Origin of the sequence: Colwellia chukchiensis (assembly GCF_002104455.1) — a bacterium.
In the GTDB taxonomy this organism is placed as follows: Bacteria; Pseudomonadota; Gammaproteobacteria; order Enterobacterales; family Alteromonadaceae; genus Cognaticolwellia; species Cognaticolwellia chukchiensis.
In genome coordinates this window covers 26,451-40,739 of the sequence record NZ_NBOC01000014.1, presented here as the reverse complement: position 1 = coordinate 40,739, position 14,289 = coordinate 26,451, and the positions used below count along the sequence as shown (strand labels likewise).

Annotated in this window: 11 protein-coding genes; 8 read left to right on the top strand and 3 right to left on the bottom strand. The window is 42.6% G+C overall.

Translation table 11 applies throughout. The annotated features are described in order from the left end of the window. Positions 1-22 precede the first annotated feature (22 nt). Positions 23-1,042, top strand: coding sequence for a lytic murein transglycosylase (locus B6K83_RS13995; RefSeq protein WP_408607232.1), 1,020 nt, complete (start codon positions 23-25; stop codon positions 1,040-1,042). A gap of 17 nt (positions 1,043-1,059) precedes the next feature. Beyond that, positions 1,060-1,611 (top strand): YcgN family cysteine cluster protein, encoded by a 552-nt coding sequence (locus B6K83_RS13990; RefSeq protein ID WP_085285545.1) that lies wholly within the window; start codon positions 1,060-1,062, stop codon positions 1,609-1,611. A gap of 209 nt (positions 1,612-1,820) precedes the next feature. Here B6K83_RS13990 and B6K83_RS13985 read toward each other — a convergent pair whose 3' ends face one another. Further along, positions 1,821-2,342, bottom strand: coding sequence for a gamma carbonic anhydrase family protein (locus tag B6K83_RS13985; protein ID WP_085285544.1), 522 nt, complete (start codon positions 2,340-2,342; stop codon positions 1,821-1,823). A 463-nt stretch (positions 2,343-2,805) separates the two neighbouring features. Here B6K83_RS13985 and B6K83_RS13980 point away from each other — a divergent pair, with 463 nt between their 5' ends. From B6K83_RS13980 to B6K83_RS13960, 5 genes are all read left to right on the top strand, one after another. Then, positions 2,806-4,347, top strand: a complete 1,542-nt coding sequence (locus B6K83_RS13980) for a Re/Si-specific NAD(P)(+) transhydrogenase subunit alpha (RefSeq protein ID WP_085285543.1) — start codon at positions 2,806-2,808, stop codon at positions 4,345-4,347. A gap of 10 nt (positions 4,348-4,357) precedes the next feature. Continuing rightward, positions 4,358-5,761, top strand: coding sequence for a Re/Si-specific NAD(P)(+) transhydrogenase subunit beta (gene pntB / locus B6K83_RS13975; RefSeq protein WP_085285542.1), 1,404 nt, complete (start codon positions 4,358-4,360; stop codon positions 5,759-5,761). 340 nt (positions 5,762-6,101) lie between these two features. Further along, on the top strand, positions 6,102-7,508 hold the full coding sequence (locus B6K83_RS13970) for an alanine/glycine:cation symporter family protein (RefSeq protein ID WP_085285596.1): 1,407 nt from the start codon (positions 6,102-6,104) through the stop codon (positions 7,506-7,508). 129 nt (positions 7,509-7,637) lie between these two features. After that, on the top strand, positions 7,638-8,966 hold the full coding sequence (locus B6K83_RS13965; RefSeq protein ID WP_085285595.1) for a DEAD/DEAH box helicase: 1,329 nt from the start codon (positions 7,638-7,640) through the stop codon (positions 8,964-8,966). A gap of 32 nt (positions 8,967-8,998) precedes the next feature. Continuing rightward, positions 8,999-9,643, top strand: coding sequence for a hypothetical protein (locus tag B6K83_RS13960; protein WP_085285541.1), 645 nt, complete (start codon positions 8,999-9,001; stop codon positions 9,641-9,643). Between the two features lie 75 nt (positions 9,644-9,718). Here the strand turns inward: B6K83_RS13960 and B6K83_RS13955 are convergent, their stop codons facing one another. Continuing rightward, on the bottom strand, positions 9,719-10,618 hold the full coding sequence (locus tag B6K83_RS13955) for a GGDEF domain-containing protein (protein ID WP_233144024.1): 900 nt from the start codon (positions 10,616-10,618) through the stop codon (positions 9,719-9,721). Positions 10,619-10,916: 298 nt separating this feature from the next. Between B6K83_RS13955 and B6K83_RS13950 the strand changes: the two genes are divergently transcribed. After that, positions 10,917-12,884, top strand: coding sequence for a monovalent cation:proton antiporter family protein (locus B6K83_RS13950; protein ID WP_085285539.1), 1,968 nt, complete (start codon positions 10,917-10,919; stop codon positions 12,882-12,884). Between the two features lie 110 nt (positions 12,885-12,994). On the opposite strand, the gene B6K83_RS13945 is transcribed toward B6K83_RS13950, so the two are convergent. Continuing rightward, the gene (locus B6K83_RS13945) at positions 12,995-14,146 is read right to left on the bottom strand and encodes a patatin-like phospholipase family protein (RefSeq protein ID WP_085285538.1); all 1,152 of its coding nucleotides are present in this window, start codon (positions 14,144-14,146) and stop codon (positions 12,995-12,997) included. Positions 14,147-14,289 lie beyond the last annotated feature (143 nt).

Here is a 14,289-nt window from a genome sequence, read left to right as displayed (position 1 = left end):
AAGTAAGGTTAAACAATGGTCAATGGCGTTGTGCTTAGTCGTGCTAGCTCAAACGAGCGTGGCGGCAGAACCAGCGCCTAAGTTAACGCAAGCAGGCTTTGAAAACTACCTAGTTAAACTTAAGCAAGAAGCGTTAAGTCAGGGGTTTGAACAAGCTCTCATTGATAAATCGTTTGCGAATGTAGTTTTTCATCAGCGCGCGGTAAAAGCGGATCGAAATCAACCCGAAAAAGTTGAAACGCTTGATACTTATTTGCCGAAACGTTTACCCGATTGGAAAATAAAAAGAGCTCGCGCAAAATATAAAGAACATCAAGATTTGTTGCATAAAATTGCTGATGAATACGGCGTGCAAGCGCGCTTTATTGTTGCTCTTTGGGGCTTAGAAACTAATTTTGGTAAAATTATGGGTAACTATAATGTGATTTCCGCATTATCAACTCTAGCCTATGAGGGGCGCCGAGAAGCGTTTTTTAAAAGGCAGTTATGGGCGGCATTAAAGATATTAAAAGACGGCCATATTGACATTGCTGACATGAAAGGCTCTTGGGCGGGCGCTATGGGGCAAAATCAATTTATGCCCACCTCGTTTATTGCTTACGCCGTTGATGGTGATGGCGATGGTAAAAAAGATATCTGGGGCAATCAAGCAGATGTTTTTGCATCAATGGCGAATTATTTGAAAAAAGAAGGTTGGAATGACGAACTTACTTGGGGCCGTCAAGTAAAACTTCCCGCAGACTTTGATAACTCATTAGCGATTCCGCAGCGCACTGGTGGTCGTAAAAACTGGTTGAAAGCTTGGGCAAAAAGTGAAAAAACACTTGCCCAATGGCAAGCATTAGGGGTTCGCCGCACCGATGGCACTAATTTACCGCAGGTAGACATAAAAGCAGCGCTAGTTTTTCCGGATGGTGAACAAGGTCGTGCTTATTTAGCTTACGATAACTATAAAAGCTTGATGCATTGGAATTTGTCCTATTATTTTGTTAGTTCAGTTGGCCACTTGTCTGATCACATTAAATTTCCACCTATTCACTAAGCCAGAAAAGTAAAGCTATGAGTAAAAAAAATAAGCACTCGCCGTCAAAAGCAAAGACCAAAACGAAGGTTGAACCTTTTTGGCAGACTAAGACCCTAGCACAAATGACCCGTGCAGAATGGGAGTCTTTATGTGATGGTTGCGCTAAGTGTTGTTTACATAAATTTATTGATGATGAAAATACCACAGACGAAACAGAGCTAAAGCCCACCACACATATTGCTCAAGGTGAGCAAATGAGTTATTCGAACATTGCTTGTCACTTGCTAAATGATAAAAGTTGCCAATGCTCGAAATATGAACAGCGCACAGAGCTAGTGCCTGATTGCGTGCAGTTAACGCAAGAGAATTTAGATGATGTATTTTTTATGCCGCCCAGTTGCACCTACCGACGCTTGAAAGAAGGGCGGGGAATACCCTCGTGGCACCCACTATTGCACCATGGTAAAAAGTCGGCGATGCACCAAGCAGGCATGTCGGTCCGAGGTAAAGTCATTAAAGATAATGACGTTGAACTTGAGGATTTTGAAGACTACATCGTATTGTGGCCATTACACGATATAGACTAAGTTAGGCACCAATCGTTGATCAGTTGCGACATCTTGGCGTTAGCGCATGTGTCGTTGCTTGTTTTTTTATTTGCTTGGCTTGTTAATATTACCTTTCGCGCTTGCTATTGACGCTTACAGATAGGGCAATTAACACTTTGGCATCAATAGCCGGCTAACTTTAAAATTTAAAGTCATGCCGACTATGGTCATTATTTTGCTATTAAGCTCTAGTTAATCTCAGATAATGTTTGTAAATAACGTTGGCCATTTTCTACATAGTGCGCCGCAGATTGTTGAAATTGCGCGCGTGTAGACTCATCCAAGGCTTTGATCACTTTTGCCGGCGAGCCCAAGACTAAGTGGCCATCGGGTACTTGCATGTTTTCTGTCACTAAACTGTTTGCGCCTATTAAGCAATTTTTGCCTATCTTAGCACCATTGAGTATAACAGCATTCATACCCACGAGTGTGTTGTCGCCAATTGTACAACCATGAAGCATGACTTTGTGACCTATAGTAACATCACGACCTATGGTCATAGGGTAGTCAGCGTCAACATGCAAAATTGACCCATCTTGAATATTAGTATTTTCACCAATAGTTATCTTCGCCATATCGGCTCTAATGACAACATTAAACCAAACGCTGGCATGCTCGCCTAAGACAAGATCGCCAATTATGGTGGCATTGGGGGCAATAAAATTATTGTCATGCAGTGTCGGGCTAATATCTGCTAACCGGTAAATCATGGCTATTTCCTTATCGAGTTTTAACTTTTTTAAGCTATTTAGAGAAGGTAACGAGTGCTTAAACTTAATTACCTGCTTGGGCTAACTTACGTTATTTTTTGCTGAAAGCAAACTAGACCTTAGCATGCCTTTATTACGTTTTGATGCTGGCTTTATAATGAAAATAAACAAGCTTGATGTATGAAAATCAAACAATTAATGGTAAAACATTAAGCGTATCAACTCATGGTTAAGTTTGAGCAAATGGCTAATTGTTGGTCACATTGTGCGCTATAACACCAAGCATAAAAGTGACAAGCGCATCAATAAATTAGTCCGATTGATATAATTATAATAATAATTTTAACGCTAGTATAAAACTCAACGTTAAAGTCGAATGAAATACCTATTGTACCCAATAGTCGTAGCATAACGCGCTGTAGAGTATCTGCCATGGTATTTTTAATGATTAAAAAGGTGATATATGATTATTGGTATACCAAAAGAAACAGTCTCGGGTGAAAACCGAGTTGCAAGTGCGCCAACGGCAGTTGCCGCCTTGCTCAAGCTTGGTTTTGAAGTACATATACAAAAAGGTTGTGGCACCAAGGCAAGCTTTACTGATCAAGAGTTTATTGATGCAGGCGCCAGTGTCAAAAGCAAAAAAGACGTATGGCAGTCGGATATCATTTTTAAAGTTAATCCGCCTTCTCTTGAAGAAATAGCGCAAATGAAAGATCAAGCGCACCTGATCAGCTTTATTGCGCCAGCGCAAAATGACGAATTACTTACCGCACTGAAAGAAAAACAAATTACCACATTGGCCATGGAGATGGTGCCTAGAATGACCCGTAGCCAATCAATGGATGCGTTGAGTTCAATGGCCAACATTGCCGGTTATCGCGCTGTGATTGAAGCAACCCACCATTTTGGTCGCTTTTTAACTGGGCAAATCACCGCTGCGGGCAAAATGCCACCGGCAAAAGTGATGATCATTGGTGCTGGAGTCGCTGGACTTGCCGCTATTGGCACCGCGAGCAGCTTAGGCGCTATTGTTCGTGCCTTTGATACCCGCCCCGAAGTTAAAGAGCAAATTGAAAGTATGGGCGCTGAGTTCCTCGAGCTTGACTACCAAGAGCCCGAAGATACCGGCTCTGGTGATGGCTATGCGAAAGAAATGAGCCAAGCCTTTATTGATGCTGAAATGGCACTATTTGCTGAGCAGGCAAAAGATGTTGATATTATTATAACCACCGCCATGATCCCTGGTAAGCCAGCGCCTAAGCTGATCACAGCGGCCATGGTGGAATCGATGAAAACCGGCAGCATTATTGTTGATTTAGCCGCCGCTGGCGGGGGAAACTGTGAGTTAACACAAGCAGGTAAAGTGGTTAATGCAGACGGTGTTAAAGTGATTGGCTATACCGATCTCGTGTCGCGATTGCCTAATCAGTCTTCGCAATTGTACGCCAACAACTTAGTCAGCTTGGCAAAGCTACTTTGTAAAGACAAAGATGGCACCTTAACCATAGATTTTGATGATGTGGTTATTCGTAACATGACAGTGGTTAAAGGCAATGAAATTACCTTCCCACCACCACCCATACAAGTTAGTGCAGCTCCTGCTGCCAAAGTAAGCGCTGAGCCTGCGCGCAAGGCTGAAATTAAAGCCGATGAGCCCATGAGCAAAACTAAAAAACATGCGTTAATGGCGGCGGGCGCGATACTGTTTGCTTGGGTCGCTAGCGTTGCACCGGCTGACTTTTTATCGCATTTTACCGTATTTGTGCTCGCTTGTGTTATTGGTTACAACGTGGTTTGGAATGTGAGTCATTCGCTACACACGCCACTGATGAGTGTGACTAATGCAATATCAGGCATTATTATTGTTGGCGCCATTTTACAAGTGGGTAACGATAACCCAGTAATACAAGCGCTGGCGGGAATTGCCATTTTGATTGCAACAATCAATATTGTCGGTGGCTTTGTTGTCACTAAACGCATGTTAAAAATGTTTAGAAAGTAAGGACAACATAATGGAATTTTCTCAAGGTTTAATCAGTGCGGCTTATATTGTCGCAGCGCTATTATTTATTTTCAGTTTATCGGGGTTAAGTAAGCAGCAAACCGCTGAAACCGGTAACTGGTACGGTATTGTTGGTATGGCAATCGCGTTAATTGCCACCATAGCCGATCCCCGTGTTGATAATGTATGGATTATTTTTGTCACTATGGTCATAGGTGCGTTAATTGGCTTGCGGTTAGCAAAGCAGGTGGAAATGACCCAAATGCCAGAGTTAGTGGCAATTCTCCATAGCTTTGTCGGTTTAGCGGCAGTTTTAGTTGGCTATAATAGCTACTTTGAAATGGATCATTCACCTTTGGCCACGTTAACCGACAGTCAACAAATGGCAACCAATATTCACTTAGTTGAAGTATTTCTTGGCGTTTTTATTGGCGCTGTAACCTTTACTGGCTCAGTTGTCGCCTTTGGCAAGCTACGCGGCATAATAAACTCTGCCGCGTTGATGTTACCCCATCGCCATAAATTAAATTTAGCGGCGGGTGTGGTATCCCTGTTGTTAATGATCAGCTTTGTTGAGCAAGGTGGTGGTAACAGTTTGTTGTATATCATGACCATTATTGCACTGGTTTTTGGTTGGCATTTAGTGGCATCTATTGGTGGCGCAGATATGCCGGTGGTTGTTTCTATGCTTAACTCATATTCAGGTTGGGCAGCCGCTGCCGCAGGTTTTATGCTTAGCAATGATTTATTAATTGTTACTGGCGCATTAGTGGGCTCTTCAGGGGCGATCCTATCTTATATCATGTGTAAAGCCATGAATCGTTCATTTATTAGTGTTATAGCAGGTGGCTTTGGTACAGACGTTGTAATTGATAATGATACTGACTACGGCGAGCATGTAGAAACCAATGCTGCGGCAGTAGCTGATATGTTAAAAAATGCTAAGTCGGTGATTATTACCCCAGGTTATGGTATGGCAGTTGCCCAAGCGCAATATCCGGTTTACGAACTAACACAGGCGCTAAAAGGGCACGGTGTCGATGTGCGCTTTGCCATTCATCCGGTAGCGGGGCGATTACCTGGGCACATGAATGTACTCTTAGCGGAAGCGAAAGTACCGTACGATATCGTATTAGGGATGGAAGAAATTAATGATGACTTCCCTGAAACCGATGTGGTGTTAGTAATAGGCGCCAATGACACGGTTAATCCTGCCGCTGCAGAAGACCCGTCTAGCCCAATAGCCGGTATGCCAGTGCTAGAAGTTTGGCATGCTAAAAATGTGGTAGTGTTTAAACGCTCGATGAACATGGGCTATGCTGGCGTGCAAAATCCGCTGTTTTTTAAAGACAATACGCAAATGCTATTTGGTGATGCGAAAGACTCTGTTGAAGAAATTTTTAAAGCCTTGTAGTGCAGCTTAGGCTATTTCGCCAATAAGAAATCGAGCATGATAAGTGCCAGTAGTTGATACTGGCATTTTTTATGGCTGCTATTTACCTGATACGGGCACAAAGTGCTTTATGGGCTTAAAAACTTTGATAAGCTGTACGCTAAATACATTATTAGCTATTTCTACTGCGACCTAACTACACACAATAACTTTTGTGTGCCGATACGTCATATTTATTCCCCTTTTTAAATAATGGCTTTTAGCTCAATCTAGCCAGTAGAAATAAACTAATGAAGCGAAGGTTATTTTTTTATTAGCTACGGAGATAATTGCGGTGGCAGCAGATGTTATTGAACCCAGTATCATTGAACTTTGGGTGGGAACCATAAATGGTTATTTGTGGGGCAGTATTTTAATTTACTTACTAAGTGCCTGTGGTATTTGGTTTACATTTCGTTTGAAAGGGCTGCAAATTACGCGCTTTTTTCACATGTTTAGCATTTTAAAGTCGAGTCGAAAACGTTCGAGCCATGGAATATCATCATTTCAAGCCTTGTGTACATCATTGGCGGCACGCGTCGGCACAGGTAATTTAATGGGGGTTGCCGTTGCTATATCACTCGGTGGTGCTGGCGCAGTGTTTTGGATGTGGCTTATTGCGTTTGTCGGTATGGCGACAGCATTTGCTGAGAGTACGCTTGGTCAGTTATATAAAGAGCGCGACAGCATGGGCAATTTTCGTGGTGGCCCCGCTTATTACATGAGCAAAGGCCTAAACAACAAAAAGCTGGCAGTAACCTTTTCACTTTGTTTATTTTTCGGCTATGGCTTTGTGTTTAGTGCCGTGCAGGCTAACTCGATCACCAGTGCCTTTAATGGCTCGTATGGGTTTAATCCCTTGTATACCGGTATTGTTATTACTATTGCCGCAGCATTGATTATTTTTGGCGGTTTAAAAAATATTGCTCGTTTTGCTGAGTTAACCGTTCCTTTTATGGGCTTACTTTATATATTTGTTTGTATTGGCGTGATTGGGATGAATTTGTCAAAAGTGCCGATGATTATAAGTGATATTTTTAGCTCAGCTTTTGGTTTAAAAGAGGCGGGGAGTGGCTTAGTCGGCGCTGCTATAGTTCAAGGGGTTAAGCGAGGTTTATACTCAAATGAGGCAGGCATGGGCAGCGCGCCAAATGCTGCTGCGGCAGCGGTGCCTTTTCCACCTCATCCGGTTTCACAAGGCTATATGCAAATGCTCGCGGTATTTTTTGACACCATAGTGATCTGCTCTTGTACGGCAATCTTAATTTTGTTATTTCATGATAGCGCAAGTCAAGCTGAAGGCATTCAATTAACCCAACAAGCGCTAGCGCATCAAGTGGGAGCGTGGGGCAGTGATTTCATTACCATAGCGATATTGCTATTTGCTTTTACCTCGATAGTCGCTAACTTTGCTTATGCGGATAACAATTTAAAGTATTTAAAAATGGACAATAGACTAGGAAAGTGGTTTTTACGCATTGGCTTTTTATTCATGCTAGTTTTTGGCTCGGTTGCGACATTACCCGAAGTCATCGCCTTAGCGGATTTATCGACCGGCTTAATGACAGTGGTAAATGTTACGGCCTTATTTATGTTATCAAAAGTGGTGGTGAAAATTACCAAAGACTATCATAGCCAGCAAGATAAAGGCGTGTTGCCCACTTACCAGCCCGATGAGAAAGAGCATCAAGGCTTTAATTTAAGTCAGGGCGTATGGTCAAAAAAGTAACCAACGACAGCGCTTGCAACTTTTATAACACTTAGCGATAACAAAGCTGCTATAATGCGCGCCTTAATATTTTGGCGCGCTCGATTTAGTGACTGCCTTCTTGACAATAATATAAAAAATGGTGAAGTAATGAGTGTGGATGCAATTGGTTTTTCAGCGAATTTACTCAAGGCGGTAAAGGCTTGCGGGTATAAAACTTTAACCCCAATCCAACAACAAGCTATTCCGGTTATTCGCACTGGCGTTGATGTATTAGCAAGCGCACAAACAGGCACTGGAAAAACCGCAGCGTTTACTTTGCCAATCCTCGATGCCTTAGCAAAAGATGTCAAGATAAACGCTGACGGCTTTGATAGCACCAGTACGGTAAATGCATTAATTTTAACGCCAACGCGTGAATTGGCGGCACAAGTAGCAAAGAATATAAAAGCCTACAGTGAGTATTTACCCTTACGTTCTGGGGTGGTTTTTGGCGGCGTCAATATGCCGCCGCAAATTAAGATGCTAAAAAGTGGTGTCGATATCTTGGTTGCAACACCAGGCCGCTTGCTTGAACATCTTGAGCAACGCAACGTCGATTTGTCGCAAGTCAAATATTTGGTCTTAGATGAGGCCGATCGTATGCTGGATATGGGGTTTTATCAGGACATTGAGCAAATCGTCTCATTGATCAAAGCAAAACACCAAACCATGATGTTTTCCGCCACATTTTCTAACAAAGTGAAAACGTTAGCCAAAAAGCTATTAAAAACCCCTAAAACGATTGCCGTAGCCAAACAAAATGCGACATCTGGCAAGGTAAAGCAATCAGTATATTGGGTTTCAGAAACGCGAAAAGCCGAGCTGCTGTCCGAAATTATTGGTGTCAACAACTGGCAACAAGTATTGGTGTTTGCGGGCACCAAAGAAAGCGCCAACATACTGGCAAAAGAGTTGGAGCTTGATGGCATAAAAACCGCGTTATGCCATGGTGATAAAAGCCAAGGCGCACGCAATAAAGCATTAGAAAAATTTACGGCTGGTAGTGTCAGAGTGCTTGTCGCGACAGATGTTGCCGCGCGCGGACTCGATATCAGTGATTTGCCTTATGTGGTGAACTTTCACTTACCATTTTTAGCTGAAGATTATGTGCATCGCATTGGTCGCAGCGGCCGGGCTGGGAAATCAGGTACAGCGATATCACTTGTCAGTCCGAAAGATGAACAGTTTTTGGATAATATTGAAGCTTTAATTGGCCGGAAATTTGAGCGCATCGTACTCCCTGGCTATGAGTTAGATAGGCCGCTACCAGCACATTATGATGCGAAAGAAGATGCACCGTTGAAAAAAAGTCGCTATCAGGCAACACAAGAGAAAAATCAGATGTTGGCGCGCAAAAAGCAAAATGCCAAGCCTGCGGCAAAGCGACGAGCAAAATCGCAGCGGGCTAAAACTAAAACCGCTAAAAAGAAACGCTAGTCGCAATTGGCGTTTATTTTAAAGACACTGTTATGACAGAGCATAAAAACTTTGTTGAAATACCGTTTCAATACCGTTATCAGTGCTGGTTTTGTGCCGAACCAGCCGCTGACGCATTTACCTTTCCTGATCAACACCATATCGTGTTGGACTGCCAACACCCAAAGTTAACGATACCTAGTTGTGTTGAATGCACTGATATGGCTAAACAAGCTGCAGTAGATAGTATTTGGCAGGTTCAACGCCAAGTGAAAAAAGCCCTTATGAAAAAGTACCAAAAAGATTTAGCAATCGGGTTAAATTGGACTGAAGAAGCGCTTGCCAATGCGGGATTTGAAGGTGGAAATTTTGCGGGGTTTCAAAAAAGTGCTTGGTTTATGTATCAAGTGGCAAAAGCTCGGTTGAATTTTATGGGCTGGCCTTTGGTTGTTGACGGTATTGATGTGGTAACCGAAGAAGGTCGCAATGACTTTCAGTTTGATGGTGTCTGTTATCCTAGCCTTGAGCATGCAATTGACCACTTTAGCCGAACTTTTAGTTTAGATAGTGGGCTGCTAAAGCAAATACTGGCAAAACTTGGCAAAGAAAACTTTGCGCAAGCGGTACGTATTTGCCGCTTATATGTAGGCGCTACGCCAGATGAAAAGTTACAAGCGTTACGAACGCTTTCGAGCTGAATAACGCAGGCTATAGTAACTTGCCGCGATAAGCGTTTATTTTCTTGTTAGCTGATAATTGGTTACGCGCTCTGGCTAGCGCAAGGCAACAATACTGAGCTTATGGGCCATGGTCATTTTTTGGCGATAGAGTGCACTATCGGCGCGTTCAAATAAACTGTTTTCACTATCGGCATTATTCATTAAGGCTAGCCCTAAACCACAGCCGACTTTATATTGCGCTAATAGCGCATCTTGTGCGATTGCATGTTGAATTCTTTGCTCAATTGCTGATAGCGATTGCGGTGATGCATCACAAACTATGATGGCAAACTCATCACCACCAAAACGGAAAATGCAATCAGCGTCACGAATACTTTGCCTTAGAGCATCGGCAAAGTGAATCAGTACATTATCGCCTACTGTGTGGCCAAAGGAGTCATTAATGGCTTTAAACTTATTTAAATCACACAGTATTAAACCAACACGGCTTTGACGTCTAATCGCTTGTGCCATTGTACGTTTGATTTCTTCGTCAAAATGTCGACGGTTACCCAATTGTGTCAGGGCATCTTGCATTGCTAACTGCATTGCTTGGTGATAGCGCACAGCGTTATTTAAAGGGTTTAGCAGTAAATGGTGCAATTCGTTCAGTACTTTATAATTATCTAGGCTGATTGGGCTATTGACACTGTAAGTGATAATGCCAAAAAAACATTCATTTAGTCTTAATTCAAATTGGCGTTCGACTTTGCCAGCACGACTGCCTTTTGCGGTGACACTGATCTCAGCATGCTTAAAGTAAAGCCCAGAAAAGTTGAGATATTTTGCAACTTCTGTGGCAAAAATATCAATGAGCTGCTTAATATCTAGTGTTGTTTGTAGGCGCTCCAATATGGCTAAGTTACGTTGGCTTTTTTTGTCATTATGTTGAAATAATGTGAAAGCATTAAACTTTGTATTTGGGTGGTTTACAACATTAACAGTTCGCATCATTCTTCCTAGCTAAATTTAGTATTATTGCTTTAGCTTTTAAGCAATAATAATACCAATTATTAAGAGTTGTCAGCAAAATGGTCGGCGTAGCGTAAAGCTTTTGTGTTCTCGATATAAACTGCGCTCCTTAGCTGAAAGTAAGGCTTCGTTTTTACGCGACATTTTTTGGCAGCTTACCGAAAAACATTTAGACAACACAAGGACATCAAAGCTACACTTATATTAAGTTTTTGTTTCCGCTGCCGGTACTTGCTACCTATACAAGCGCTATCATTTTATCACCCTAAAAGGACTATTTGTGACAAGCCATCTTGAATTACTTGCTATTTTGTCGAGTGCCGTTTTAATTGTATGGCTTTTTCGGCGCTTACAATTACCGGCAATTTTAGCGTATTTAGTGGCGGGCGTTATTGTGGGTGAACATGGCTTGGCGTTAGCACAAGAGCATGTCGATTATGATCATTTTGCCGAGCTAGGCATTGTATTTTTACTGTTCACCCTTGGGCTTGAATTTTCTTTACCTAAATTACTGGCAATGCGTCATTTAGTGTTTACCGTTGGCAGTTTGCAAGTGGCAATATCCGGGCTACTGTTTATGCTTGCTGCCATGCTGTTTGGTCAAAGTTTTGCCGCTGCTTTAACTATTGGCGGAATTTTAGCTTTGTCATCAACGGCTATTGTTATTCGGCAGCTCAGCGAAAGTGGTGGCATGAAGAAAAAGTCGGGGCAATTGTCGGTTGCTGTGTTGTTATTTCAAGACGTTGCTGTCGTGCCCTTGTTGATAATCATACCTTTATTAGCCCAAAATGGAGATTCGTCGTTTGTTTTAGCCTTGTTAACGGCCTTGGTAAAAGGCATTTTTGTAGTGTCTTTATTGCTGTTAACTGGCAAGTGGCTACTACCTAGGCTATTTAACCTAGTTGCCCAAGTAAGAACTGACGAGCTGTTTGTTTTGACAACACTATTAGTTACTTTGGTGGCGTCAGCGTTAACACAGTGGTTTGGGCTTTCAATGGCACTTGGTGCATTTTTAGCGGGTATGATGTTAGGTGAGAGCCAATATAAGCATCAGCTCGAAGCCGATATTAGACCTTATCGCGATATTTTATTGGGTTTATTTTTTGTCACTGTTGGCATGAAGCTTAATATTGAGGTGGTGTTTTCTTCGCCATTACTTATTCTGGCGCTGTTAGTGGGTTTTATGGTGGTTAAAGTATTGATTGTGGCAATACTAGCGAAACGGGCAGGAGAGTCTTCTAAAGATGCGTGGGCCGCGGGCATTATGTTGGCGCAAATGGGGGAGTTCGGTTTTGTTCTAATTGCACTGGCCAGCCAAGTTGAGCTGTTATCAGCGACGACAGCAGCAATATTGCTCGGTAGCGGGGTATTGAGCATGGCCATCACACCTTACATGATTAATCATGCCCGTAGCTGGGGGTTGTGGTTGAGTCAGGAAGAAAAAATTAACACGCAAGGTTTGGATGTACTGCCCAAGAATGTCAGCTTAGAAAATCATGTCATTATTTGTGGCTTTGGCCGTATAGGGCAAACCGTTAGTCGATTTTTAAAGCCCGAATCAATCGATTTTGTTGCTATTGATATCGACCCCTTGCGCACAAGTAAAGCGCGAGAAGCGGGTGAAAATGTCTTATTTGGCTCATCACGCCAAGCTGAGTTACTCCATGCGGCTCAACTTTCAAAAGCTAAACTTGTTGTGATAGCCTTTGGTGATGACAAGCAGTCGCTGGATGTGATCCAAAAAGTACGGTCATTGGCACCAGAGGTGCCAATATTAGTGCGCACGCGTAATGATGATCAGTTGAACGAGCTGCATGCTGCCGGTGCCAATGAGGTGGTTCCAGAAAGTCTCGAAGGAAGCTTGATGTTAGTATCACAAGTGCTTTCTTTAACCGGCGTGCCTTTTTCTCGCATTTTTCGACGCGTGCAAAGAGAGCGCAAAAATCACTACAACCATTTACATGGATTCTACCAAGGTGAACACACAGATATGAGCGCTGATGCTATTGATCGCATCGAGTTTGCCCATGCCATTATATTGTCAGCTGACTCCTACGCTTGTGGTCAAACTATTGCAGCATTAAATTTAAATGAGCGACGCGTTTACATCATTGCTTTGCGACGTGAAGAGAAAGAAATAGAACAACCCGATGCTGATACCGTTTTGCAGCCAGAAGATACATTAATTGTTCGCGGTAAACCTCGGCGCGTAGAGCGAGCAGAGCGCTTTCTTCAAGAAGGGCCTTAGTTAGTCTGAGCGCGAATAGGCGTGAGCAGTGAGCAGTGAGCGTGCTAAAGCCCAAACGTCGCTGTAATTTTCATCAAGTTATTAATGCTGATTACAGCAAACGGCGAACATTAGATGTTTAAGAACTGGCGGATCTTATTTTCTTGTTCTAGCGCATCGTTAAAGCCAAGATTAATCAACTCCTTGCAATAATGCTTATCAAACAATAAATAACTGAGCAAGCTCGACTCTGCATCATTACTAATACCCATACTGCGCAGCAATAACCTGATGGGCATAGGTAATTTATGGTAATACTGTTCGGCAATTCTATTAAAGTTATGACTGGGGTTTAACAAATAAGAGTCAATATGTTTTAAGCCAAGGTGTTGTTTTTTCTTCTCGTTAGGGATTAACGCCAAGGTGTTGTTGATCCTGTCCATACGCTCAATATCACTTTGTAAGGTATCTGAGAAAATAGAGTCGAGCAAATGGCCCGCTATAGCGGCGGTTGCTGGCGGGTGTGGATTGTTAACATATGCATGAATTGGCTCTTTGGGTTGCTCGACACCAACAATGAAAATTCTATCAGCGCCTAGGTGAATGGCGGGGCTTAACGGTGATAATTGATGCACCGAACCATCGCCGAAATGATTGCGCTTTATGTTCACCGAAGGAAATACTAACGGAATAGCGGCAGATGCCATTAAGTGTTGGCTATTTAGCTGTGTCGGCTCACCCCGTCGTTTGGCACGAAACCAAGGAGCAATGGTGTCGTCTGACTGAAAAAAACTGATCGAGTCGCCATTACTATAGCTTGACGCGGTAACTGATACCGCAGCAAGATATTTACGCTTAATATTAATATCTATGCGATTGAAGTCCACCACAGACTCAAGTAATTCGCACAAGGGGGTATTATTTAATAAGCTTCGTGCGCTTTTATTGGCATAGTCGGCCTGAAAGCTTCCTAAAATACCAGCAATAAGGTGGCTAGCAACTCGCATCGCATCACTATGATAAATTCGGCTCGGCTCTAAATTTTTCCACACCCATTCTAACTTTTTCACCCCTAGTTGAAAGCATGAAGCATAGCAAGCCAGCGCGGCAGAATTAATTGCTCCAGCAGAGGTACCACAAATGATTGGAAAAGGTACACCATGATTACGAGGCATAAATTTTGCGATCGCTGATAAAACCCCTACTTGATAGGCGGCGCGAGCACCACCTCCGGTTAAAATCAGTGCGTTATTGCTGTCTATATAACTACGTTTATTGGTCACAAATATTGCCAAATTGTGCAAGTGTTGTCTGTTGAGTCATGATGTTACTCAGTTTTTTGTTTTGTTGCTAGTTGAAAGCAAGGCTTTTAATTTTTTCAGAAAAAAAGGCCAGCAAATGCTGGCCTTTTTAATGACATAAGAAT

What these genes read in the sequence shown, in the direction of transcription:
- B6K83_RS13995 (WP_408607232.1), top strand. Translation starts at nt 23, where the DNA reads ATGGCGTTGTGCTTAGTCGTGCTAGCTCAAACGAGCGTGGCGGCAGAA.
- B6K83_RS13990 (WP_085285545.1), top strand. Translation starts at nt 1,060, where the DNA reads ATGAGTAAAAAAAATAAGCACTCGCCGTCAAAAGCAAAGACCAAAACG.
- B6K83_RS13985 (WP_085285544.1), bottom strand. Translation starts at nt 2,342, where the DNA reads ATGATTTACCGGTTAGCAGATATTAGCCCGACACTGCATGACAATAAT.
- B6K83_RS13980 (WP_085285543.1), top strand. Translation starts at nt 2,806, where the DNA reads ATGATTATTGGTATACCAAAAGAAACAGTCTCGGGTGAAAACCGAGTT.
- pntB (WP_085285542.1), top strand. Translation starts at nt 4,358, where the DNA reads ATGGAATTTTCTCAAGGTTTAATCAGTGCGGCTTATATTGTCGCAGCG.
- B6K83_RS13965 (WP_085285595.1), top strand. Translation starts at nt 7,638, where the DNA reads ATGAGTGTGGATGCAATTGGTTTTTCAGCGAATTTACTCAAGGCGGTA.
- B6K83_RS13960 (WP_085285541.1), top strand. Translation starts at nt 8,999, where the DNA reads ATGACAGAGCATAAAAACTTTGTTGAAATACCGTTTCAATACCGTTAT.
- B6K83_RS13955 (WP_233144024.1), bottom strand. Translation starts at nt 10,618, where the DNA reads ATGATGCGAACTGTTAATGTTGTAAACCACCCAAATACAAAGTTTAAT.